The organism is Staphylococcus sp. McC-251-APC-3A2, from assembly GCF_009695665.1.
In the GTDB taxonomy this organism is placed as follows: Bacteria; Bacillota; Bacilli; order Staphylococcales; family Staphylococcaceae; genus Staphylococcus; species Staphylococcus cohnii.
The window spans coordinates 228,075-253,152 of sequence record NZ_VUNO01000003.1 but is presented as its reverse complement, the minus strand read 5'-3'; the positions used below and the strand labels follow the sequence as shown (position 1 = coordinate 253,152).

21 protein-coding genes are annotated in these 25,078 nt (G+C 33.4%); 15 read left to right on the top strand and 6 right to left on the bottom strand.

Annotated features, from left to right (window positions below; all coding sequences use genetic code 11):
* Nucleotides 1-20 precede the first annotated feature (20 nt).
* From FYJ81_RS08830 to FYJ81_RS08805, 6 genes are read left to right on the top strand one after another with little or no spacing between them, the layout of a single operon-like run.
* Entirely contained in the window at nucleotides 21-1,058 is a 1,038-nt protein-coding gene (locus FYJ81_RS08830) for a TRAP transporter substrate-binding protein (protein WP_154409577.1), read from the top strand.
* Entirely contained in the window at nucleotides 1,033-1,542 is a 510-nt protein-coding gene (locus FYJ81_RS08825) for a TRAP transporter small permease (RefSeq protein WP_154409576.1), read from the top strand. The genes FYJ81_RS08830 and FYJ81_RS08825 overlap by 26 nt, the downstream gene beginning before the upstream one ends.
* Complete coding sequence (locus FYJ81_RS08820; RefSeq protein ID WP_154409575.1) at nucleotides 1,539-2,834, top strand: TRAP transporter large permease; 1,296 nt, start codon at nucleotides 1,539-1,541, stop codon at nucleotides 2,832-2,834. Before FYJ81_RS08825 ends, FYJ81_RS08820 begins: the two co-directional genes overlap by 4 nt.
* A gap of 15 nt (nucleotides 2,835-2,849) precedes the next feature.
* On the top strand, nucleotides 2,850-4,256 hold the full coding sequence (gene uxaC / locus FYJ81_RS08815) for a glucuronate isomerase (RefSeq protein WP_154409574.1): 1,407 nt from the start codon (nucleotides 2,850-2,852) through the stop codon (nucleotides 4,254-4,256).
* Nucleotides 4,257-4,258: 2 nt separating this feature from the next.
* Nucleotides 4,259-5,290 carry a mannonate dehydratase gene (locus FYJ81_RS08810; protein WP_154409573.1) on the top strand — a complete coding sequence of 344 codons (1,032 nt, stop codon included), beginning with the start codon at nucleotides 4,259-4,261 and terminating at the stop codon, nucleotides 5,288-5,290.
* On the top strand, nucleotides 5,290-6,111 hold the full coding sequence (locus tag FYJ81_RS08805) for an SDR family oxidoreductase (RefSeq protein ID WP_107385832.1): 822 nt from the start codon (nucleotides 5,290-5,292) through the stop codon (nucleotides 6,109-6,111). The genes FYJ81_RS08810 and FYJ81_RS08805 overlap by 1 nt, the downstream gene beginning before the upstream one ends.
* Nucleotides 6,112-6,212: 101 nt before the next feature.
* Here the strand turns inward: FYJ81_RS08805 and FYJ81_RS08800 are convergent, their stop codons facing one another.
* Nucleotides 6,213-7,073 carry a MurR/RpiR family transcriptional regulator gene (locus tag FYJ81_RS08800; protein WP_107385831.1) on the bottom strand — a complete coding sequence of 287 codons (861 nt, stop codon included), beginning with the start codon at nucleotides 7,071-7,073 and terminating at the stop codon, nucleotides 6,213-6,215.
* Between the two features lie 177 nt (nucleotides 7,074-7,250).
* Between FYJ81_RS08800 and FYJ81_RS08795 the strand changes: the two genes are divergently transcribed.
* From FYJ81_RS08795 to FYJ81_RS08775, 5 genes are all read left to right on the top strand, one after another.
* On the top strand, nucleotides 7,251-8,741 hold the full coding sequence (locus tag FYJ81_RS08795; RefSeq protein WP_154409572.1) for an aldehyde dehydrogenase family protein: 1,491 nt from the start codon (nucleotides 7,251-7,253) through the stop codon (nucleotides 8,739-8,741).
* A 28-nt stretch (nucleotides 8,742-8,769) separates the two neighbouring features.
* Entirely contained in the window at nucleotides 8,770-9,651 is an 882-nt protein-coding gene (gene dapA, locus FYJ81_RS08790; protein WP_107385829.1) for a 4-hydroxy-tetrahydrodipicolinate synthase, read from the top strand.
* 32 nt (nucleotides 9,652-9,683) lie between these two features.
* Complete coding sequence (locus tag FYJ81_RS08785; protein WP_154409571.1) at nucleotides 9,684-11,054, top strand: flavin monoamine oxidase family protein; 1,371 nt, start codon at nucleotides 9,684-9,686, stop codon at nucleotides 11,052-11,054.
* Between the two features lie 31 nt (nucleotides 11,055-11,085).
* On the top strand, nucleotides 11,086-12,405 hold the full coding sequence (locus FYJ81_RS08780; protein WP_107385827.1) for an MFS transporter: 1,320 nt from the start codon (nucleotides 11,086-11,088) through the stop codon (nucleotides 12,403-12,405).
* 289 nt (nucleotides 12,406-12,694) lie between these two features.
* Nucleotides 12,695-13,768, top strand: a complete 1,074-nt coding sequence (locus FYJ81_RS08775) for a YkvI family membrane protein (protein WP_107385826.1) — start codon at nucleotides 12,695-12,697, stop codon at nucleotides 13,766-13,768.
* Nucleotides 13,769-13,839: 71 nt separating this feature from the next.
* On the opposite strand, the gene FYJ81_RS08770 is transcribed toward FYJ81_RS08775, so the two are convergent.
* The 3 genes from FYJ81_RS08770 to FYJ81_RS08760 all read right to left on the bottom strand — a co-directional run bounded on the left by FYJ81_RS08770 (nucleotide 13,840) and on the right by FYJ81_RS08760 (nucleotide 17,486).
* Nucleotides 13,840-15,015, bottom strand: a complete 1,176-nt coding sequence (locus FYJ81_RS08770; protein ID WP_394859105.1) for an Nramp family divalent metal transporter — start codon at nucleotides 15,013-15,015, stop codon at nucleotides 13,840-13,842.
* 60 nt (nucleotides 15,016-15,075) lie between these two features.
* Complete coding sequence (locus FYJ81_RS08765) at nucleotides 15,076-16,020, bottom strand: agmatinase family protein (protein WP_119535613.1); 945 nt, start codon at nucleotides 16,018-16,020, stop codon at nucleotides 15,076-15,078.
* Between the two features lie 221 nt (nucleotides 16,021-16,241).
* Entirely contained in the window at nucleotides 16,242-17,486 is a 1,245-nt protein-coding gene (locus FYJ81_RS08760; protein ID WP_107384029.1) for a Glu/Leu/Phe/Val family dehydrogenase, read from the bottom strand.
* 829 nt (nucleotides 17,487-18,315) lie between these two features.
* Here FYJ81_RS08760 and FYJ81_RS08755 point away from each other — a divergent pair.
* Both FYJ81_RS08755 and FYJ81_RS08750 read left to right on the top strand, forming a co-directional pair.
* On the top strand, nucleotides 18,316-19,698 hold the full coding sequence (locus tag FYJ81_RS08755) for an amino acid permease (protein WP_154409570.1): 1,383 nt from the start codon (nucleotides 18,316-18,318) through the stop codon (nucleotides 19,696-19,698).
* 77 nt (nucleotides 19,699-19,775) lie between these two features.
* Nucleotides 19,776-20,252: an SRPBCC domain-containing protein gene (locus FYJ81_RS08750; RefSeq protein ID WP_154409569.1), complete on the top strand. Its 477-nt coding sequence runs from the start codon at nucleotides 19,776-19,778 to the stop codon at nucleotides 20,250-20,252.
* 162 nt (nucleotides 20,253-20,414) lie between these two features.
* Here FYJ81_RS08750 and FYJ81_RS08745 read toward each other — a convergent pair whose 3' ends face one another.
* Nucleotides 20,415-21,596, bottom strand: coding sequence for an MFS transporter (locus FYJ81_RS08745; protein WP_154409568.1), 1,182 nt, complete (start codon nucleotides 21,594-21,596; stop codon nucleotides 20,415-20,417).
* Between the two features lie 121 nt (nucleotides 21,597-21,717).
* On the opposite strand from FYJ81_RS08745, the gene FYJ81_RS08740 reads away from it, so the two are divergent.
* Nucleotides 21,718-22,608, top strand: a complete 891-nt coding sequence (locus FYJ81_RS08740) for a LysR family transcriptional regulator (RefSeq protein WP_107504830.1) — start codon at nucleotides 21,718-21,720, stop codon at nucleotides 22,606-22,608.
* A gap of 191 nt (nucleotides 22,609-22,799) precedes the next feature.
* Here the strand turns inward: FYJ81_RS08740 and fusF are convergent, their stop codons facing one another.
* Nucleotides 22,800-23,444, bottom strand: a complete 645-nt coding sequence (gene fusF, locus FYJ81_RS08735; protein ID WP_107385819.1) for a fusidic acid resistance EF-G-binding protein FusF — start codon at nucleotides 23,442-23,444, stop codon at nucleotides 22,800-22,802.
* A 406-nt stretch (nucleotides 23,445-23,850) separates the two neighbouring features.
* On the opposite strand from fusF, the gene FYJ81_RS08730 reads away from it, so the two are divergent.
* Complete coding sequence (locus FYJ81_RS08730) at nucleotides 23,851-24,807, top strand: NAD-dependent epimerase/dehydratase family protein (protein ID WP_107385818.1); 957 nt, start codon at nucleotides 23,851-23,853, stop codon at nucleotides 24,805-24,807.
* The last annotated feature ends 271 nt before the right edge of the window (nucleotides 24,808-25,078 follow it).

Below are 25,078 nucleotides of genomic sequence, written 5' to 3'. Positions count from 1 at the left end.
ATACAAGGGGATTAATCTTTATGAGGAAATTTACACTCCTTCTTGTAAGCGCATTCTTTGCGATGGGGATGGTATCGATGATGCTTACAAATGAGGAGACGATTGCTAAAACAAAGACCAAAGAAATCATGTTAGCGCATAATCAGCCAACAGAACATCCTGTTCATAAATCATTAAAAATTTTTAAAGATAGATTAGAAAAAGAATCACATGGTCAAATAAAGGTGAATATTTATCCGAATGGTCAGCTCGGTAGTGAGCGTGAAGCGATAGAAATGACACAAACGAATGCAATTCAAATGACTAAAGTTTCGGCTGGCGCACTGGAAAGTTTTTCGCCAACGTATTCATTATTTAATATGCCATATTTATTTGAGTCTGAAGATAATTATCGACACGTAATGAAACGTAAAAACGTACAAGATGCTTTCTTTAAATCGACAGACGACCAAGGATTTTTAGGTATTACTTACTATGATGCTGGTATGCGTAATATCTACACGAAAGATAAGAAGATTAAAGACAACAAAGATTTGAAAGGCTTGAAGATTCGTGTTCAACCAGGAAAAACAAGCGTAGATTTAATTAAATCGTTAGGTGGTACGCCAACACCGATGGATTATGGTGAAGTGTACACTGCAATGCAATCAGGTGTTATTGATGCAGCAGAAAATAATGAAACTTCTTTAACAACGAATAACCATGGTGAAGTTGCTAAAAATTATTACTACACAGAACATGCAACCGTGCCCGATATTTTAATTATGAACAAAGAAACCTATGACAGCTTGACGAAACAACAACAAAAATGGTTAGAAGATACTGCGGATTATTCCACAAAAAAACATGAAGTTATTTGGGATAAAGCAGTGAGCGATGCTAAAAAAACAGCGACAGAAAAAATGGGCGTGAAGTTTCATGATGTAGACAAGTCTACATTTAAAGCGACTTCTAAACCTCTTCAAGATGAATTTAAAAATAATCCTGATACGAAAGAGGATTATAAACTAATCGAGAAGGAGGAACAGCGCTATGAAAAAAGCAAAACAAATCATTGATAAATTGTTGTTAACGCTAGCTGGTATTACGCTTTTTGTAATGGTTATCTTATCGATTTATCAAGTCGCAACACGCTTTATTTTTAACACACCAAGTACGACGAGTGAAGAAATTGTTAGATTCTTGTTGATATGGTTTGGGCTATTGAGTGCTAGTTATGTCTTTGGGATTAAACAGCATATTGCCATTGTATTTATCAGAGAAAAATTACCTGAAAAAGTACAGCTATACTTGGAAAAGATTTCGGACATTATATTAATTATCGTGGCACTCGTGCTCATGATTTGGGGCGGTTTTGAAGTTGTGAAATTGACTTGGTCTCAAATCGCACCGTCAACAGGTTTATCAATGGCCGCGATGTATGGCGCATTGCCTGTTTCAGGAGTATTTATTATATTCTATGCATTTTATAATTTATTAAATACAAAGGAAATGACTGCAGTTCAAGAGCGTGATGAGCTTGAAGGCGGTGATGGCTTATGACAACGATTGCAGGATTAGTATTATTTATCACTTTCTTCATTTTTCTTATCATTGGCTTACCTATTGCATTAGCGATTATTTTAAGTTCTATTATTACGCTGTTATTGATTTTACCATTTGATGTCACTATCGTAACTGCAGCGCAGCGTATGGTAACCGGCATTGATGATTTTACGATGTTAGCGATTCCGTTATTTGTGCTAGCGGGTATCATCATGAACAACGGCGGTATTGCATTTAGATTAGTTAACTTTGCGAAGGTGCTCGTTGGCAGATTACCAGGATCATTAGCTCATACAAATATTGTTGGTAATATGCTTTTTGGTTCTATTTCTGGTTCTAGTGTAGCTGCAGCAGCTGCCATGGGTCGTATTATGGGACCTATGGAAAAAACACAAGGTTATAAAAAAGAATACTCAGCAGCAGCAAATATCGCATCAGCACCTTCAGGTTTACTTATCCCACCGAGTTCACTATTGATTGTTTATTCATTAGTCAGCGGCGGGACATCCATTGCAGCGCTATTTATCGCGGGTTATATTCCAGGAATTTTATGGGGTATTGCGTGTATGATCGTTGCTTATGTAATGGCGAAAAAACAAGGTTATAAAGTATCAGAGAAAATAAGTTGGAAAGATAGATTATTCTTAACATTGGATGCATTACCAAGTTTGTTTTTAATTGTAGTGGTTATCGGCGCTATTGTCGGAGGTATCTTTACAGCAACAGAAGGTGCAGCAGTCGCGGTTTTATATTCTGTAGTACTTTCGTTGATTTATAAAAGTTTAAAAATCAAACAATTATCCAACGTTATCAAAGAAACAGCTGAAATTAGCGGAATGATTTTATTCTTAATCACCGCTTCGGCATTATTTTCACTTGTGATGAGTTATACCGGTTTACCGGAAGCGATATCCAATGGCATTATCTCAATGACTGACAATCCAATTGCATTGTTATTATTAATCAACGTTATTTTATTAGTCATTGGTACTTTTATGGATATTACACCAGCAGTACTTATATTCACACCTATCTTTTTACCGATTTCAGAAGTATTAGGCCTTGATCCAATTCATTTTGGTATCATTATCGCGTTTAACTTATGTATTGGTAATATCACACCACCAGTTGGTAGTGCGTTGTTTGTGGGAGCAAGTGTAGGCGGTGTGCGTGTTGAATCAGTATTTAAATATTTAATTCCATATTTTGTGGCATTAATTATTTTAATGCTAATCATTACTTTTATTCCACAATTATCACTATTCCTTCCGAAATTACTAGGATTATAGAAAAGGAGCAATTATATGACTTTAATTAATGATAATTTTTTATTAAATAGTAAAACAGCAGTAAAGCTATACCAAAAGGTTAAAGATTTACCAATTTATGATTTCCATTGTCATTTAGACCCAAAAGAAATTTACGAAAATAAAAATTATGACAATATTACACAATTATGGTTAGGTGGAGATCATTATAAATGGCGTTTAATGAGAGCTTATGGCATTGAGGAAGCTTTTATTACAGGCAGTGTTGATGATTTTGATAAATTCCAAGCATTTATGCATATGTTACCGTTTGCTATTGTGAATCCAATGTATCATTGGTGTGCATTAGAATTAAAACGCTATTTTAATGAAGATACAGATTTAGATAAAGTGAATATCAGTAAATTATATAAATCACTAAATAAAAAGTTAGCAAAACCTTCACACACACCACAAAATTTAATTAAGCAAAGTAATGTTAAAGTGGTATGTACGACGGATGATCCATGTGATGACTTGAAATATCATAAGTTATTAAATGAAGATAGCAACGTTACATTTAAAGTCATCCCAACGTTTAGACCAGATAGTTATGTTTTCTTAAATAATGAGTCTATCCATACAAAAATCGACCAATTAAATCAAGCGACGGATTGTGACGTTCAAGATTTAAATACTTACATTGATGCGTTAAAAGCGCGTGTACATTATTTTGATAGACAAGGTGCACGTAGTTCAGATCAAAGCTTTGAAAAGACACCGTTAGTAACAGCAACTGTTGAAAAAGCAACTGAAATTTATAATGCGCTAAAACGTGGTGAACAAGTAACAGAAACTGAACAATATGAATTAGCAGGTTATATATTAACTGAAATTAGTAAGGTTTATGAAGAATTAGGTTGGGTTGTACAATTCCACCTTGGACCAACAAGAAATAATAACTCAAGCATGTTTAAAATTACAGGACCAGATAGTGGCTTTGATAGTGTAGGCGAACAGCTAAGTGCTAAAAAATTAAATGTCTTACTAGATCATCTAGAACAAAATCATGCGTTATCAGATACGATTATTTATCCAAATAATGGTAATGACCATTTAATGGTACAAGCAACTGCAGGGAATTTTACTAATAGTAATCACAAAGTCCAACTCGGTGCTGCATGGTGGTTTAATGATACAAAAGAAGGTATGGAGCAACACTTAGTAGAGTATGCTAATGTCGGTTTATTATCTAAATTTGTAGGTATGCTTACTGATTCACGTAGCATGATTTCGTATACACGTCATGAGTACTTTAGAAGAATATTATGTAATTTCTTAGGAGATAGAATTGAAAAAGGTGAGATTCAATTATCAGAAGAAACCATCACTAAAATAGTGAAAGATATTTGTTATAACAATGCAGTAAAATTATTCAAAATAGAAGGCGTTGAGGAGGTATAACCATGGAATTATCATTTCGTTGGTATGGAGAAGATGACCCAGTAACATTAAATAATATTAGACAAATTCCAGATATGAAACAAATTGTTACAGCTATTTATGACATTCCTGTTGGAGAAGTTTGGACTAAAGAAAGAATTGCAGCATTAAAACAGTCAATTGAAGATGCGGGTTTGAAATTTGAAGTTGTAGAAAGTTTACCTGTCAGTGAGGAAATAAAGCTTGGTACAGATAAACGAGATCAACTCATTGAAAACTATAAAACTTCACTGATTAATCTCGCTGAAAATGGTGTTAAAACGGTAACTTATAACTTTATGCCGGTATTTGATTGGACACGTTCGCAATTAGATTATGATTTATCAGATGGCTCCAATACACTGATCTATAATCATGATCAAATTAAAGATATTGATCCACTAACGACGAATTTAAATCTACCAGGTTGGGATGAAAGTTACACACGTGAAGAGATGAATCAACTGATTGCATCTTATCGAGAAACATCTGATGATCAACTATGGGATAACTTAAAATACTTCTTAGATGCTGTATTACCAACTGCTATCGAACATGATGTGGATCTGGCTATACATCCGGACGATCCACCTTGGTCGATATTTGGTATACCACGTATCATTAAAAATAAAGAAAGTTACGAACGTTTATTATCCATTAGCAATGATACACATAATGGCATTTGTTTCTGTACTGGTTCATTAGGCGCATTAGAAGAAAATGATTTACCGAGCATGATTCGAACATTTGGTGATCACATTCATTTTGTACACATGAGAAATGTTAAACGTATTGGTGAATATTCATTTATAGAAACAGGCCATTTATCTAAACATGGTTCAGTAGATATGAAAGCCGTTACTGAAGCGCTGAGAGACATTGATTACAAAGGTACCATCAGACCTGACCATGGACGTATGATTTGGGGAGAAACAGGTAAAGCTGGTTATGGCTTGTTCGATAGAGCTTTAGGTGCAACTTATATTAATGGCTTAATAGAAGGAGTGAGTAAATAATGGCAACACAATTCAAAGATGTTAATGTCGTTATTACAGGTGCGACAGGTGTCATTGGTTCTACTTTTGTCAAAGCACTTGTAGAGAAAGGCGCGAATGTGGGAATACTAGGTCGTTCCGAAGACAAAATTGTGGAATTGCAAGATGAAATTGATAAAGACAGAGCGCAAACGGTAGGGTTAGTAGCAGATGTGCTAGATAAATCAGCTTTAGAGCAAGCGAAACAAACATTCAATGATAAGTTTGGCGCAATTACGATACTTATCAATGGCGCAGGTGGCAATCATCCTGATGCGACAACGAATGATGAAATGTACGACAAAGCAGGCGACAAAACGTTCTTTGATCTTACAGAAGAAGGTGTAGATAAAGTTTTTAAATTAAACTATACTGGCACATTTTTACCATCACAAGTATTCGGCAAAGATGTTGTGGCGTCTGAAACAGGAACAATTATCAATATTTCATCTATGAACGCATTTACACCGTTGACAAAAATTCCAGCGTACAGTGGTGCAAAAGCTTCAGTAAGTAACTTTACACAATGGTTAAGCACTTACTTTGCAGGACAAATTCGTGTTAATGCAATTGCACCAGGATTTTTCGAAACAAATCAAAATAAGGCATTGCTAAGAAATGAAGACGGTTCATATTCAGAACGTGCTCAAAAAATACTTTCACAAACACCAATGGATCGTTTTGGTGTACCTGAAGATATTTTAGGTACATTATACTGGTTAATGGATCACGATATGAGTGGTTTTGTCACAGGTATTGTAGTTCCAGTTGATGGTGGCTTCTCATCATATTCTGGCGTATAAATTAAATAAAATAATCAAATAAAAATCAACACTTTCATTTTTATAAGATGAAAGTGTTGATTTTTTTGTTGCATCACTAGTTGATTAAAATAGCAGTGATTCTATTCGTCATTATAAGTAATATTGTTGCGATATAATACATCTTCTAATTTTTCTAAATTGGATAGTGCATTATCTGAAGTACGTCTGCCAAGTTCCAACACTAATGCATCAATCAGCGCAATAATTGGAATGATTGAAAAATGATCCTTTCTAACAGAAAGTTTTAAAGTAATAGTTGCATATTCTAAAACTGGTGAAGAGTCATAATCTGTGATTAAAATAACACGGTTGCCTTGACGCTTTGTTTCTTTTACAGCTTGAATCACTGAATTTGTGTAGGGTTCAAAAGCGAAGACAATCAATATATCATTTTTAGTCATTTTGGTAATTTTATCAAAAATAGCATCAGTATCATTACTAAGCTGATGAATATTTAAATAAAATTCGTTTAGTAAATGCTCAAAATATAAAGCAGTCGCCCTATAAGGACGTGTACCAAGGATACATACACTCGTTGCATTTTCTATATATTCAACAGCAGTAGCAAAGTTTTCTATTAAGTCAGGTTTTAATGATTGATTTAATAAATCGACGCTTTTATCCCAAACATCAGTCAATGCAAAACCTTGTTCATGATTGATGTCACCAAAAGCATTTTTAAGAGAGAATTTAGTTTCATTTGGCAAGGCTTCATTGTAAATATCTTTACGAAAATCATTGAAATTTTCATAATCTAAAGCGTGTATGGTACGCATAACTGTAGAAATTCCCACTTCAGCTTGTTGAGACAATTCTTTAATCGTTATTAACCCTAAGTCTTCAAAATGTTTAAGTATAAAGTCGCAGAGTTTTTGCTGTTTTTTGGGTAAACTTTTTTTAACTTTTACAATTTTTGATTTTAAATCTGGATTTTGATTCATAAAAACCAAGCGCCTCGTTTCTGTTCATTCAAATAACTATATCTATATCATAACAAAGGTTTATAGCAAATAAAAATTCTGAAAAAGAACAAAAATATTCCTTTTACAAATGTAAGGGTTTACATTTGTTCATTTAAGTGATAATATTCTATTTAATAAAAACAAGGGGGTATAAAATTGCTAAATTATAAATTTGAAGATTTAAAACCAAAAGTGCAATCATTTTTGAAAGAAGATATCCAACTTTATATTAATGGCTCTTATTGTAATGCTAATGAAGGAAAGGTATTTGAAGTTTTGGATCCTTCTACTGAAAAGGTCATAACTAATGTACATGAAGCTGATCATGTAGATATTGATTATGCAGTTGATTCAGCAAGAGCAGCTTTTGATAATGGTGAATGGACAAAAATGGAAGCGCATACAAGAAGTAATATTATTTATGATTTTGCACAGTTGTTAAAAGCACATCGAGAAGAGTTGGCTCAACTTGAATCTATTGATAGTGGCAAACCATATGATGTTGCATTAGTGGATGATATAGATGGAACAATTCAACAATTTGAATATTATGCTGGATTTGCAACAAAAATTAGTGGTAAAACCACTCAAATTTCAAATGACTTGGTCAGTTACACGGTTCACGAACCTATTGGTGTTGTTGGACAAATTATTCCTTGGAATTTTCCATTATTAATGGCTTCCTGGAAATTAGGTGCTGCATTGGCCGTGGGTTGTACGATTGTTATAAAACCAGCGACTGAAACGCCATTATCGTTATTATATGCAGCTCAGTTATTTAAGCAGGCTGGCTTTCCTGATGGGGTAGTTAATATTGTTCCTGGCCCAGGTAAAACAGCAGGTGAGGCAATCGTAAATCATTCGAAAATAGATAAAATCGCATTTACTGGTTCTACAAATGTAGGTAAGAATGTAATGAAAAGTGCAGCAGATGAAATAAAAAATGTCACGTTAGAATTAGGCGGTAAATCTCCAGCTATTTTATTAAAAGATGCTGACTTAGATGAAGCGATTGAAGGCGCATTTAGTGGCACAATGTATAACCAAGGACAGAATTGTAGCGCTTGTACGCGTGTTTATGTGCATAGAGATATTTATGAAACTGTTTTAGAGGGATTAAAGGAAAAAGCAGCGTCAATAAAATTAGGTCCAAGTATGGATGACAGTTATGATATGGGGCCGTTGATTTCAAAGAGACAACAAGACAAAGTAATAGATTATATAGAGAAAGGAAAAAAAGAAGGTGCCAGATTAATATTTGGTGGTAATCAAGTATATGAACAGGGGTATTATGTTGAACCTACTATTTTTGCAGATGTGGAAGATGATATGACCATTGCGAGAGAAGAAATATTTGGTCCAGTCATGTCTGTCTTTGTATTTGATGATATTGATGAAGTCATTGATAGAGCTAATGATAGTCAGTATGGTTTAGCTTCAAGTGTTTGGACACAAAATATTAAACACGGTCATTATATATCCAAAAAGTTAGAAGCTGGCACAGTATGGATTAACACAGTCGGTCTTGAAATAGAAACAATGCCTTTTGGTGGATATAAACAATCTGGTATCGGTAGAGAAATGGGCGGCGAGTATGGATTAGAAAGCTATACGTCAGTTAAAAGCGTCATGATTAATATAGATTAAAATAAAAAAAGATAAGGAGCATAATATTATGTATAAACCATATGGAATGATAGCAGCTTTACCAACACCAATGTTAGAAAATGGAGATATTGATTTTGAATCGTTTGAAAAATTAATCGAACATGTAATTGCAGGAGGAATTCACGGCGTGCTAGTAGGGGGGAGTACTGGAGAATACTCACTGATGACTTTCGAAGAGCGAAAAAAAATCATAGCATTTGTAACATCCCAAGTGAATAAAAGAGTCCAAGTAATGGCAGGAACTGGTTGTCATAGAACGCTTGATACAATTGAATTGACGAATTATGCAGAACATGTTGGTGCAGACTCAGCATTAGTCATCAATCCATATTATATGGTTACAAGTGACGAAGGGATATTAGATCATTATAAAGCTGTGGCTAAAAATGCTGACATTGGCATCGTTATTTATCATTATCCAGATGCAACAGGCGTTGAACTTTCACCTGAATTAATACATGAAATTAGTCAAATTGAAGGTGTGATCGGTATTAAAAATACTGCAGACGGTATTCATACATCTAAATTACTTAACTTAGTGAAAGATAATACAGATTTTGCTTTGTTAAATGGTTTTGAAGATCTATTTTTACCTTCATTATCAATAGGAGCAAATGGTGCAATAGGCCTTGTACATAATTTAGTTCCGGATAAAATTGCAAAACTGTATGAGTTAGTTCAAGAAAATAATGTAAAAGAAGCAGCTGAATTAAATAAGAAATTACTACCTTTATTTAACTTGTTAGAAGAAGAAACTGTACCTGGAACAGTTAAAGCTGGTTTGAAAGCATTAGGTATCTCAGGAACTGCGTGCCGCTTGCCGTTACAACCAGCATCTGAATCTTTTGAAAAGAAAATGACACAATTATTGAATGAAATAAATAACTAAGTGCAAGAAAATTAGAATAAGAAGGTGCTAATATGAAAGATGTCATTATTATCGGTGGTGGATTGGCAGGATTATCAGCGGCATGGAGATTAAGTAACCACGATATACTATTATTAGAATCAGAAAATCGTGTTGGTGGACGCGTGATGTCTGAAAGACGTGGTAACTATTGGATGAATTGGGGCGGGCATGTTTATGCAGGCGAAGGATCAGCAACAGATGATTTATTAAAATCTGTAGGTGTTAAGTCATTACCAGTGCCTGGAAAACTTTCTGCTATGCATTTAAATGGAAAACTTTTGTTAGATGGACGAGTAGAATTGTACCCATTTAGAGTGCCTATTTCATGGAAATCTAGACTAGCAATGTTGACTGCAGGTGCAAAAGTAAGAGCTGCAGTGATGAAATATGCGAAGGTTGCTCAAAAGAAAGAAGTTGAAGATTATAGTGTACAACAACAACGCATTTTAGATTTTATGAATAATAAAACATTTTCGGAGTTTACAGGAAAATTACCAGTTGACGCAGATGCTATTTTTAGACCTACAGTAAGTAGGTCAACAGGTGAACCTGAACAAATTTCAGCTGGTGCAGGCATCGGTTACTTTCATATGATTTGGAATAAAAAAGGCGGTTTATCCCAAAACATAATGGGAGGTCCATCGACATTAACGAACACAATTGCCAACCATTTAAAAAATAAAGTTGAAATCAATGCACACGTCCAGGAAATCATTCATAATCAAGACTTTGTAACAGTGAAATATCAACAAAATGGAACTGAGTTTGTGGAAACTGCAAAGTATGCCATCATAACTACACCAGCACCAATCACACGTAAAATTACAAAAAATTTAAGTGCAAAGCTAGATTATGCACTTAGCCAAATTAAATATGGCCCGCATGTGAGTGCATCATTTTTAACAAATGAACAAGGTAAACAAATTTGGGATGATGTGTACGCATTTGCTACTCCCAAGAGATCATTCGATATCTTAATACACAATTCAAATGTCATTCATGCACAACAGAAAAATCGTGAACAGGGCAGTAGCTTTATGACATTTTCACCTGCGAATAGAGGTAAAGCATTAATTGACAAATCTGAAGACGAAATATTAGAAATATACCTGAATGATTTAGAAGAGATTCTTCCTGGGTTTAGAGATTATGTCGTAGAAGCTAAGGTGAATAAATTTCCATATGGATCAGCGTATGTGTATCCTGGACGTGCTGATATACAATCAACATTAATAGAACCAGAAGGGCGTTTGTTTTTAGCAGGCGATTATTTAGGCACGTTTTATACTGAAACAGCAATTCAAACTGGGTATACTGCTGCTCAAAATATTAATAGCTTATTAGGTTTTACCAAAAATGAAGATTTGCGAGAAGTTTTGTAAGCGTTTACAAAAACGATGTGGAGGCTATTTTATGACAAATAAATCTATGGAGGATATGCCCTTTTGCAAGTTTCACATGAAAATTTTTTCTTATGCTAGTGGCAGTTCTTTTGTTGATGGCTATAGTTTAGGAATTATAGCCATCGCACTTTCAGTAATGCAAAATGATTTTGAAATGTCTGTGACGATGATTGGTTTACTAGGTATGGGGACATTAGCAGGTATGGTCATTGGCGGGTTAGTTGGCGGTTATTTTACTGACATATTAGGACGGAAAAAAATGTTTATTATTGATATGTTGTTATTAGGTGTTTTCACCACCGCACAATTTTTTGTTGCAGATCCAATGCAGTTAGTAGTATTGAGACTGTTGATTGGTATTGCACTAGGTACAGATTATCCAATAGCTGGTTCGCTTATGAGCGAATTTGCACCCAGAAAGCATAGGGGAGCATTGTTAGGTGGCATTAATGCATTTTGGTTTATTGGCTATGCTATTTCGTATCTTGTTGGTTATTTTATGCTCCCATTAGGCACAGAGAGTTGGAGATGGATGTTATTAAGCGGGGCTTTACCAATTATCTTTTTATTATTAGCTCGACTTAATATGCCAGAATCTCCACACTGGTTAACAAAACAAGGGAAAAGTGTAGAAGCAGCACAAATTGTAAAAAAAATATTTGGTGACGACGTGGTTGTTTCAAATACAATTCATGAGCATAAGAAAACAAATTTGGCAGATATTTTTAAAAATGGTTATGGCAGACGTACATTTTTTGTTTCTGTATTTTGGTCATTACAAGTGATGACTACATTTGCTATTGGAACGTATATCCCTGAGATTCTTTCACAATTTGGATTCCATGAAGGCTCACAAAAATATTTAGGATCTGCTGTTATTAATATGTTTTATTTAATAGGTATTTTTCCAGCATTATACTTAGTTGAAAAGTATGGAAGAAGACCAACTTTGATATGGCCCTTCTTGATTACTGCACTAGCTTTGTTATCATTAGGTATAGTATCTGGAGGAAACGCTCCATTTCTAATTATACTTGTACTATTTATTATTTACGGTATTTTCAATACAGCTATGGGAAGCCACCAATGGATTTATCCATATGAACTATTCCCAACTTATGTACGTGGTACAGGTGGAGGATTTACTACTACTGTGAGTCGATTAGCATCTGCTTTAAGTACATTTTTCTTTCCGATGATTTTAGAAAATTATGGGTTGAGCATAACAATGTATATTTCATCAACCCTATTATTTATTGGTTTTATACTGTCAATCTATATGGCACCGGAAACGAAAGGGAAAAATTTAGAAGAGGCAGGAGCTATTTAGGTTAAATTTTAAAGTTTTTTGAGTCTAGGTATAAATGAATGGCTTTGATTTAATTGAATACGGTTGTTATGGGCTGAATGAAGTGAAAAAGTTGACTAGATAAATTGTTTATTAACCCTAGTTACTTTTGCTGGGGCGAGACAAAAGCAACTACTATGAAAGTATGATATTTGTCTCGCTCCCGTTTGTTTCGATTTTTGTGTTTTTAATCTATTGGCACAACGATTATTTATTTTGAAAACCTGATAAATAGTACATAGTAACTAACTTTGAAGGGGATGTATGATAAATGAGTAAAGATAATAAGGCTGCAGTTAAGACTGCGCTCGCTTATCTTAGTTTTATAGTTGGCGCAGGATTTACAACGGGCCAAGAACTATTACAATTCTTTGTTAACCATGGAAATTACGCATATATTGCAGTAATTCTTACAGGTATTATTGTAACGTTTGCAACTAGACAAATTTCAAAAATTGGTTATCGTTTGGACGCGAATACATATGAAATTTCATTGAACCATATTTTCGGAAAATATGTCGGTAAGGTAATTGATTATTTAACAATTTTCTTTTTATTTGGTTTAACTGTGGTCATGATTGCTGGTGGAGGCTCTGCACTTTATCAAGGGTTTGGACTTCCGATGTGGACAGGTTCATTAGCGATTGTAATTTTACTTTTTATTGTACTGCAACTTAAATTTAATAAGATCATGACAATATTAAGCGTAGTTACGCCGTTTTTAGTAATCGCAGTTTTAGTGATTGCGGGCTATAACATTATCAATCCTACAATTCCATTTTCAGAGGTAGCACAATATACAAAACCATCTAAAACGTCTAGTTCCATATGGTGGTGGGATGCAATTGTTTATGGAGGATTAATTATTGGAAATAGCTTTAGTTTCCTAACCATCGTTGGTAGTGATGCTATGAGTCATAAAACAGCGCGTAGGGGAGCGTTTTACGGTGGCCTGTCATTTAGTATATTGTTATTAATTATGACGTGTGGATTAATGGCTAACATCCAAAATGCTAATAGTGTAGATATTCCTACATTATTATTGGCCAATGATATACATCCTTATATAGGTGTATTTATGTCAGCAGTAATGATTGGTGTTATTTTCAATAGCTGTATTGGTATGTTGTATCCATTTTTAAGTAGATTTACACGACCAAGTAGTAAAGGCTACGTTGCACTTTTGGCAATTTCTTTAATTGTAGCTTTTATCTTAAGTTTTATTGGCTTTGTAGATCTTGTGAACTTTGTGTTTAAAACATTTGGCTATATTGGTCTGTTTATCAGTGCTGCATTATTAATTAGATGGGTTTATAATAAATTTAGTGAAAAACGTTTAATGTAATCGCTAAAAATGTAAATAAAAGACGTATAGTAACCAATTTTGTAGACAATTGGACTATACGTCTTTTTAATTTAAGACAAGAAACTTGTAATTGCGTCAACTAGACTATAAAGGCCTAAGAATGTGACGATTAAAACAACGATAAAACCGATAATATTAAGCCAAATGTTATTGACGAAACGGCCCATTAGATTTTTCTTGTTGATGATAATAAAGATTAGTATGGCAACGATAGGTAATATAATACCATTTAAAGCTTGTGCCACTAACAATACTTCTAATGGTTCAAATCCGAGTGAGGATGTTGTAATACCAATAAGGATAATGACTGTAAATACAATCTTGTATTTTTTACTTTCCATGCCACCTTTCCATCCTAATAAGCTACTTATTGTAGCTGCCGCACCAGTAGGGGAAGCAATCGCTGATGAAAGCCCAGCTGCAAACAAACCAATGCTAATTGCAAAGGGTGCAGCATCGCCTAAAACTGGTTTAAGTGGTCCAGAAAGTTGAATAATACTTTTGACTTCATCACCTCGAATTAATGTGGCAGCGGCAATAAGAATAGCTGCCGAAATAATACCGCCAACAGTTATTGAAATAATAGTATCCCAACGCGCAAATTTGAGTTCTTTTATACCATTAAAACGTTCGTGTACCGCTGTAGAGTGGATGAAGAAATTATAAGGGACTACTGTTGTTCCAATTAATGCTATGACAGTTATAATAGAGCCATTCGGAATCGTAGGTACAAATACACCCTTTAAAATACCAAAAATATCTGGCTTAATCACAACCATAGTTGTAATAAAGATGATGCCCATGATTACCATAAGGAAAATCATTATTTTTTCCAAAAATTTATAATTACCAAATAACCCGATAAGTAAAATAATAAAGCCGATGATAGGCGCTACTAGATTTTCTGGTAAATTTAATAGATATGCTGCACCAAGTGAAGTTCCAATTAAATCGCCACTAATATAAGCAGCACAACCAATGGTTACAGCTATTAAGGTAAACCATACAATAATCAGTTTACCTACTTTATGGGCAAACAATTCTTGTATTGCTTCCCCTAAACCTTCTCTTGTTACGAGTGACAGTCGAATAATCATTTCTTGGAGTACGATGGTTGCAACAATTGAGAAAACAACAGCCCATAATAGACTATAACCAAAACCAGCGCCACCTTGTGTCATTGTTGTTACGGTTCCAGGACCAATAAATGAAGCGGTGATAATCATACCAGGACCAAGAGATTTAATAATCTTCCTTACATTTTTGACCAATGTCATCACCCCTCATTATTTCGTTTTATTTAAATAATTTACATGACCCGCAAGTACATATAATACAGCTGTTGAAACGAAGTGTGCAGAGTTCTGGTTTGCGTCTTGCATTGGATAAACTTCTACATAATCCATACCGCATAAGCCTAACGCACCAAACTCATATATCATTGTTAATAGTTCATAAGAACTTAGTCCATTGCCATCTACAGGACCGCCTGGATTAAAGGCAAAGTCTAGTACATCACTGCAAATTGTTAAATAGACGACATCTACATCTTTACTCGCTTGAGCATAAATGTCTCTAGCATATTGTTTTAAATCTTTTGCTGCTCTAATATCATTAATCGTAAGTGTTACTGCACCAGCTTCTTGAGCATAACGGCCTGTCTCTGGTTTGTTTCTAGGACCATGAATACCTGTATGAATGATACTTTCATTACGTATACCATCTGTTTCATATAATCTCATGAATGGGGTATTACGAGCGTAAATTTCTCCTTCATAATCAGGCATGTTGTCATAATGCGCATCCAAATGTATAATGCCCACTTTTTTACCCGTTTCTGTCAGTGACTTAAGAATAGGGTAAGTGACACCATGTTCACCACCAAAACCAACTAAAAATTTCTCGCTTTCCCATAGCCTTTTAGTGAATTTTTCAATGTTTTCATAGCTTTGTTGATTATTGTGCGCAACAAATGGTACATCACCGACATCGCCCATTGTTAAATGTTCGCTAATATCAATATGGTTCAACTCTGGTAAATATTGACTATAACGTGCTGAGCAAACTCTAATTTGCTTTGGACCTAATTCAACACCAGTATAGTCACCCCAGGTACTTTCACCTTCAAAAGGTGCACCATAAACAATAACATCTGTATCTAAATTATCTGTGGATGTAAGATTTTTACCATTTAAAAAACATGGTACATTACCATAAATATTGTTTTTCATAATGTATAACCTCCCCTTTGTTGTAAATAAGTATATATTGGATAATTTTTAATTTCAAACAAATTCAGAAAATTCTATTTTTAAACCTTTTAAAAATGTAAATATATCAATAGGAAAGTATTTTAATTTTGAAATTTGATTAAATCATGAATACTAAGGTAAAAAAATAAGCTGATTCAAATTTGAATCAGCTTTTTGCGCCATAAAATAGAAAGTAAGTATTATGCCCAGCCACGGAAACGTGTTGCTTCAGCTGTACGTTTTAGACCTACAACATAAGCTGCTAAGCGCATATCCATTTTTCTATTTTCTGCCAAATCATAAATTTTATTAAATGCTTCAACCATCTTTTCTTCAAGTTTCGTGATAATTTCTTCTTCAGACCAATAATAGCCTTGATTATTTTGAACCCATTCGAAATAAGATACCGTTACGCCACCTGCACTAGCAAGTACATCTGGTATGATTAAAACGTCACGGTGCGTTAATATTTTAGTTGCTTCTTGTGTCGTAGGGCCATTGGCTGCCTCTGCCACAATTTTAGCTTTAATTAAATGTGCGTTTGTTTCTGTAATTTGATTAGATAATGCTGCAGGAATTAAAATATCACAGTCGAGTTCAAATAATTTTTCATTAGGAAGGACTTCTTCAAACAATGGTGTTACACGACCATGTTGTTCCTTCAATGCTAGAAGGTGTTCAATATCTAGACCTTCAGGATCATATAAAGCGCCTCGACTTTCCGATATTGCGACAATTTTAGCACCTTTATCATGTAAAATTTTAGCAATGAAACTTCCGGCATTACCAAAACCTTGAATCACTACACGAGAACCTGCAATATTAATATTTCGACGTTTTGCAGCTTCTTCAATTGTGATTACAGCACCTAGCGCTGTAGCACGATTACGGCCTTGCGAACCACCTAAAGAAAGTGGTTTACCTGTAATAAACGCAAATGCATTTGAACGGTTGATTTTACTATATTCATCCATCATCCAGGACATAATTTGGGGGTTTGTATATACATCTGGTGCTGGAATATCACTGGCAGGTCCTACAAATTGCGAGATAGCTTTGACATAACCACGTGATAAACGTTCTAGTTCTAAATTACTCATTTCTCTTGGATCACATATAACGCCACCTTTACCACCACCGAAAGGTAAGTTTGTGATACCGCATTTCATTGTCATCCACATCGATAATGCTTTGACTTCTTCTACATTCACGTCAGGGTGGAAACGGATACCACCTTTTGTTGGGCCAACAGCTTGATTGTGTTGCGCACGATATCCTTTAAACGTTTTGACAGTGCCATCATCCATGCGTACAGGAATTCGAATTTCTAAAAATCTTAAAGGTTCTTTGACAAGTTCATACATACCATCGTCAAAACCTAATTTATGTAGGGCTTCCTTCATAATTTCTTGAGTCGAAGTTACTAAGTTATTATTTTCTGTCATGTTTATCTCCTCTATCATTACTTCAATATATAAGTTACTTATATATAAATGTTATCGATAATAAGATATAAAATCAATACATAAAAACTGAATTTTTATAAAAGTTAGAAAATTCAATTAATATAAAGGTGTATAATTTTTTTGTGAACAAATATTTCATTTTAAGCTTAAATAGTGATTAAATATTGCAGAGGACGCCAAGAAAACACATTACAGTGGTGAAAATCAACATTACAAAATTGGTTAATTATACTTAAATCTTAATAGATATTGAAAGGAGAATGATGTTGTAGATAGTTATATTTAATGTTACTAAAATATAAGTGCTCATGGGATAGTTAAAAGTGATTTTTAATGGTGTACGAAAATGGCTAGCCATGATTAAAGACCATATATTTATTAGAATAGTTATATTTTTTTATGACACGTTACATTGTGTATTGCTCATCTATATTGGGACTATGTCATAACTAGACTTCTCTACTATAGCTATGAACAATGAAGAAACATACGTCTTAAATATTTATATTTTACATAGATTTTACCTCGCAATAGTGATATAGAATGAAATCAACATAATGCACAATGAAAATAGAAATAAATCATATAGTAAATGACTCATAAACTTTATAGTATAAATAAAATAATAGTGTAATAACACAATTTTATTTAAAATAATTTTGAGGAATAGTTGTAATTTTCAGAAATAAATAATATTATACAATCAAACATTTTTGATTTATAGTATTTTGCAACTTGAAGTTAAGGGGTATGATTTTAAGTTCTATATGTTGATTATGTTTTAAAACAAAGGAATTGGAGCAAATTTATGACAAATAAATTAAACAGAGAGTTAAGCAATAGACACATTCAACTTATTGCTATTGGTGGTGCTATTGGTACTGGCCTATTTTTAGGGGCAGGTCAGTCTATCAGTTTGACTGGACCATCGATATTACTCACTTACATTATTGTAGGTTTTGTTTTATTTTTATTTATGCGCGCGATGGGGGAAATGTTGCTTGCTAATACGAAATACAAAACATTTGCAGATATTGCTCATGATCAAATTGGGCCTTTTGCTGGTTTTGTAACAGGATGGACGTATTGGTTAACATGGATAACTTCAGGTATGGCAGAAATTACAGCTGTTGCGAAATATGTAGAATATTGGGTTCCAGATTTACCAAATTGGATTACATCATTAGCTTGTATCTTGATACTCATGACTTTTAACTTAACGAGTACTAAAATGTTTGGTGAGTTAGAATTTTGGTTTGCCATTATTAAAGTTGTAACGATATTGGCACTCATAGTTGTGGGTGTAGTGATGATTATATTTGCGATTCAAACGCCATTTGGAAAAACGAGTATATCTAATATTTATAGTAATGGTGGATTATTTACACGTGGTGCTTCTGGATTCTTTATGTCATTTCAAATGGTTGTTTTCTCATTTACAGGTATAGAAATTCTAGGTATTACAGCAGGTGAAACGAGAAATCCACATAAAACGATACCTAAAGCGATCAATAGTGTACCTATTCGTATTTTACTATTTTATGTGGGTGCTTTAGCCGTTATGATGTCAATTATTCCTTGGCAGGATATAGATCCGAACAACAGTCCATTTGTCAGCTTATTTGCATTAATTGGTGTACCGTTTGCAGCTGGTTTAATCAATTTTGTAGTACTTACAGCAGCATCATCGGCTTGTAATAGTGGTATTTTTGCAAATAGTAGAATACTCTTTGGACTGTCGGAAAAAGGTCAAACACACCACTTGCTAATGAAAACGAATCATAGAGGTGTACCTTTTGTCGCAATACTTGTCACTTGTGCGTTGTTATCTATAACTGTACTTTTAAATTATTTTATTCCAAATGCGACACAAGTATTTTTCTACGTAACTGCAATTTCAACTATTTTGTTAGTTGTTGTATGGATGTTCATCATGCATGCTTATGCAAAATATGCGAAATCAAATCCTAACCACCACAAAGAAAGTCAGTTCAAGTTACCAGGTGGTATTCACACTGCAAGGTTTGTACAATTATTCTTTGTCTTTGTGTTGTTGATATTATTTATTGTACCTGACACAAGAATGGGTGTTGTGTTGTCGCCAATATGGTTTATATTATTGGGACTCATCTATTTTAATTACACGAAAAAAGAAAAAGCGCTTCAATCACAATCTAAAGAAAAAGTATAATAAAAAAAATTTTAGGGAATATAACCAAAGTAATGATTACTTATAGGTTATATTCCTATTTTTTTAGGAGGATAAAAATGGCGATACAGTATGCTAAAGATCAATCAGGTGTTTATCAAACAATAAATTTGAAAATCAAGAGTGATGCACATAGTATTTTTGATTATTTAAGTACCACGGAAGGGATACAACAATGGTTTCCTCAATTGTCATTTCAAGAACGCGTAGAAGGTGGAAAAATGTTGTTTCACTTAGATGATAGTGAAGATTTAGAAATGCGTATTACACATTTTGAAGCAAATAAAAGGATTGGTTTTACATGGGATATTGGGAAAGTGAAATTTGAATTATATGAACATCAATCCTATGTAGAACTCATCTTTTATGAGTATTTACCTTTTGAATTTCCACATATTACACTAGATTTTGCTGGATGGCAATTTCAAATAGAAAGTATCAAAAATATTGCCGAAACAGGTAAGCCGTTAGAGCAACAGAATTGTGATTTTGAAGCGAAGAAAACTGAAATTGAAGCCAGTTTAGCGGTGATTTAAAGTGAAATGCATTAAAAATTTATCAAAAAATAAGGCAAGCAAACGGAAACGAATTTCGTTTGCTTGCCTTATTAATGCGACAAAATATATTGTGACTGAACTTTTGTATTTAAAGAAATCGTTTGTATATCAATGGTTTGTTTAGGTTACATAAGCTTAACGTTAATAACTGGTATTTTTAGCTACTTTTTTTCCATGTAGAATGAAATAAAGTACTATAGATAAAATAACGAGTGCAGCCATAGTGATATATAAATTACGATAACCCATAATTGGGATAATCACACCTAAAATAAATGGCCCTATACCAGCACCGAAATCTGCAAACATATAGAAAGTAGAAGTTGCGAGTCCAATTTTTTCTACTGGAGACTGTTGTATAGCAATCGCTTGCGCACTTGGAATGATTGTACCGTAACCGATACCAATAAAAATTGCTGAAATAAGTAATAATAAACTTGTATGTGTTGCACTTAAAAGTATGAGTCCAACCATGAAGCTAATTAATACTGGATACATTACCTTATTTTCACCGAAATGATCATAAATTTTTCCAGTAAACGGACGTGTAACAAAGGTACTTACTGCATATACAATAAAGAAGAAACTAGATGCCGTAGCAAGGTTGATTTGTTCTGTATAAACAGTTAAAAACGATAGTACACTAGAATATGCGATACCAACGAATATGATAACAAAGGATATTGGTAATGCTTCTTTTTGGATATAAGCACTAAGCCCTTTTTGCTTAGATTCATTGTCCGTTGTTGACGGTTCTGGTTTTGGTAACCCTTTGATGAATAATGAGATAACAAAAGCGAAAATAATGACTGCCAAGCTAACGATAAAAATAGATTCGAAACCAAATCTTTGATTTAATATGATACCAGTGAATGGTCCGATTGCTGAAGCGGTCGTTACACTTAATGCATAATAACCAATACCTTCACCCTTACGTTTATCTGGAATAATTCTAGATGAAATTGTACCAGTTGCAGTTGAAGATAGACCAAAAGCAATGCCATGTAATAATCTTACTATCATTAATATAAGAAGACTGTTGATTGCGAAGTATAAAGCAACAGTGATGATTGAGAAAATAATACCGTATATTAACACTTTTTTAGGTTGCAGATTATCGATAATTCTTCCCGATACTAAACGTCCAAATAACATACCGATGATGAATATACCAGCTGCTAAACCACCCATGCTTTCCGAGGCGTGGTATTTATCAATCGTAAATATAGTGACAGTGACGATTAATGTATAATGTATTAAATACATTAAAAAGTTTGTCATTGTAATGAAGATAAAATCTTTTGACCAGAGTTTATCGTACATATTTAATACCGTCCTTTAATATAAATTTTTAACCATGATTTATTATAATAGATAATATATACTAATGTATAATTAGAATTTTTTAAGTTTACATAAGCTTTACTAATGTAAGGGGGATATAATGAATTTTGAACAATTATCGTACGTAAAAAAGATTTATGAGTTAGAATCTATTGTTCATGCTTCAGAAGCTATGCATATTAGCCAATCAGCAATGAGTCAGTCCATTGCTAATTTAGAGTCAGAGTTAGGATATAAAATATTTAATCGTTCACGCAAAGGGACATTGCCGACGGAAGTTGGAAAACGACTTATACCTTTGATTATAGATATTTTAGAAGCTCAGACGGGTTTATTATCTGAAGTAGAAGCATTGCATAGTAATATCAAAGGTTCATTGAAAATAGCTACCATACCAACTTTATTTAATAAAATTGTACCTAAAGCTTTATCAAACTTTAAAAAGGACTATGCGCATATTGACGTAGAAGTATTTGAAAGTGATAGACAAGAGATTATAAAAATGATTGAAAATAATGAGATAGACATCGGACTTATAGGAAAAACTGAAAATGAAACTTTTAGTCATCGTATTGTCCCACATTCATTAAATTTATCTACTGATTTTAAACTAATTGTACCTAAAAAATCTAAACTGTCTTTAAAAAGCATGGTTGAAATGGAATCGATTAAACAGTTTCCTTTTGTCTTGTATGATCGCAATTTTTATCATAATAATTTTAAAGCATTTGAAGATGAGAATGGGCCATTAAAAATTGTGTTTAGAACGAATAACCCAAGTGTATTGATTAAAACAGTTTCTGAAGGGTTGGGTGTAAGTATCGTATCAAGTTTGATGCTAGAAGATGATCCATTTATATTAAATGGTTTAATTGAGATGTTACCCATTGGCTCACCGTTTGATTATTATATTTATTTTACAGCTTTAACAAATGTTGATCGCGTTAATGAACAAACAATTCGTACTTTTATTGAGTATTTAAAAAAATAAAGTCCCACTAACTCAATAAATTGAGAAGTGGGACTTATGCATGAGCTTGAGCGCTACGTTTTTCAATTTTAGTCATCGCTACAAGGGTGGGAGGACGAAATCTTATTATTAAAATTAGATTTCTGTCTCACTACCCCTTATTTTGTGCTTGATATCCTAGCACGGCTAACATGTTAGTTTAGATATAAATTTTATGACTGTATTTTATCGACGAATTGATAAAATTGTGTAATGTCTGACAATTGTTGGTTACATTTGATACTGTCAAAACAAATATAGTCACCTTTTTTGGTATATTGTCCATCACTAGAAGTACGCGTTTTACGCATAAATAGAGCGACATTAGATTCCTTATTACAAATTGCGCAATAACCCTTAACGGTTTGGTTAGCAATGTCACCATAAAACCCAGTTAGTAATCCTTGTTCGTCATAATAGATGATGAATTTTCTGTTTGAAGCGATATCGTTCCATCCAATATAAGTACTTTCCAAAAGAATTTCATCACTAATAAGTGGCGATTTAAGCTTTTTAATTTTACGAAAAGTTTTTTCAACTTGCTTCTTTGAAGGGTGTTCAAATGGTATGACATATGTTTGTAAAGTTGCTAATATCTTATCTACTTGAACTTTAGAAATGCGTATATTCATTAATTTTTCAATAGCTTCAATCAGCGTATCGTCTGTTTGATGAAACTGTTGATAAATGTCTTCTTTGGTTGTTTCTTTTATAGAAGTAATTGTATTTAAGTCATTTACAGATTTATAAGCATTAAGTAAATGTGCGATGCGTTCTTTGATATAGTTAAATTGATATGGATAAAGTTGTTTTTCCAATTTTTTAAATTCCTTTCACATTATAATTCTTAAAAGCAAAAGATGCTTTGTGAAAAGAAATTTTAAACAAAGCATCAAACTATAGACAGTAATTGCTTTGTATTAATAATGAAGCATTGTTATGCAACATATCATCATCTCCACGTAATGTATTTGTTTGTTTTATATCAAATTCATAAAGAAATGTCAAAAGCAATATATGATAAAGTTTTCTCGTGAATTGAGATAAAAAACTTAACAATATTCAGTTTTTGCCTACAATATCATTAAAATATAACAAATCGATTTATGTACACTCGTGGTATACAAAAAAGCGCTTTTATAGTATAATATTTATAAATACTAGGTGTTTGTCCACTACAAAAATACATTACATTTTCTGTAATAAACAAGGGAGTTTTTGATTATGAAAAAAATAATGATTACAGGTGCTTTAGGTCAAATTGGTACGGAGCTTGTAGTAAAATGTAGAGGGTTATATGGAAACGATAATGTACTTGCTACAGATATTAGAGAGCCAGAAGCAGGTTCAGCGATTGCTGATGGCCCATTTGAAATTTTAGATGTTACAGATAAAAACAGAATGACAGAAATCGTTGAGTCTTTTAAACCAGATACTTTAATGCATATGGCTGCACTATTATCTGCAACGGCTGAGAAAAATCCACAATTTGCATGGGATTTAAATATGGGTGGTCTTTTAAATGCTTTAGAAGTAGCTCGAGAATATGATTTACAGTTCTTTACACCAAGTTCAATTGGTGCATTTGGACCTTCAACACCGAAAGTAAACACACCACAAGTTACGATTCAACGACCAACTTCTATGTATGGTGTTAATAAGGTTGCTGGTGAGTTATTATGTCAATATTACTTTGATAAATTTGGTGTAGATACAAGAAGTGTTAGATTCCCTGGATTAATATCACATATTAAAGAGCCTGGTGGCGGTACAACAGATTATGCAGTAGATATCTATTTTAAAGCAGTTCGTGAAGGACAGTATACAAGCTATATTGCCAAAGATACATTTATGGATATGATGTATATGGAAGATGCGGTTGATGCAATTATCAAGCTAATGGAAGCAGACGGTGTGAAATTAATTAATCGTAATGCGTATAATTTGAGTGCAATGAGCATTGAACCAGAAATGGTCAAAGCGGCAATTCAAGAACATTACCCAGATTTTAAATTAAATTATGAAGTTGACCCAGACAGACAAGGAATTGCGGATAGTTGGCCAAATAGTATCGACACTAGTTGTGCTAGAGCAGAGTGGGACTTTAACCCTAAATATGATTTGGCTAAAATGACAGAAGTGATGCTTAAAGAAATCTCAAGAAAAGATAAAGTCAGATAATTATTTTTGCAATGATTGATGAAGCAGTGACTAACACATAATAATCTTTTTTCAAAATAAAAGCGCTAATCCATTGTGGGTTAGCGTTCTTTTGTATTTAAATTTTTACAATTTTGATTGGACATGTTTGTCTAGGATGTGAGTTACATATTTCACACCCGTAAGCCTGTCACTCCTCTTATTTACGTCAACGGTAGCACTGTGGCAATTTAATGCAATTGATAAGTTTTAACCCTAAAAATATGCCTTTTTTTCGCATTGTTCAATACAT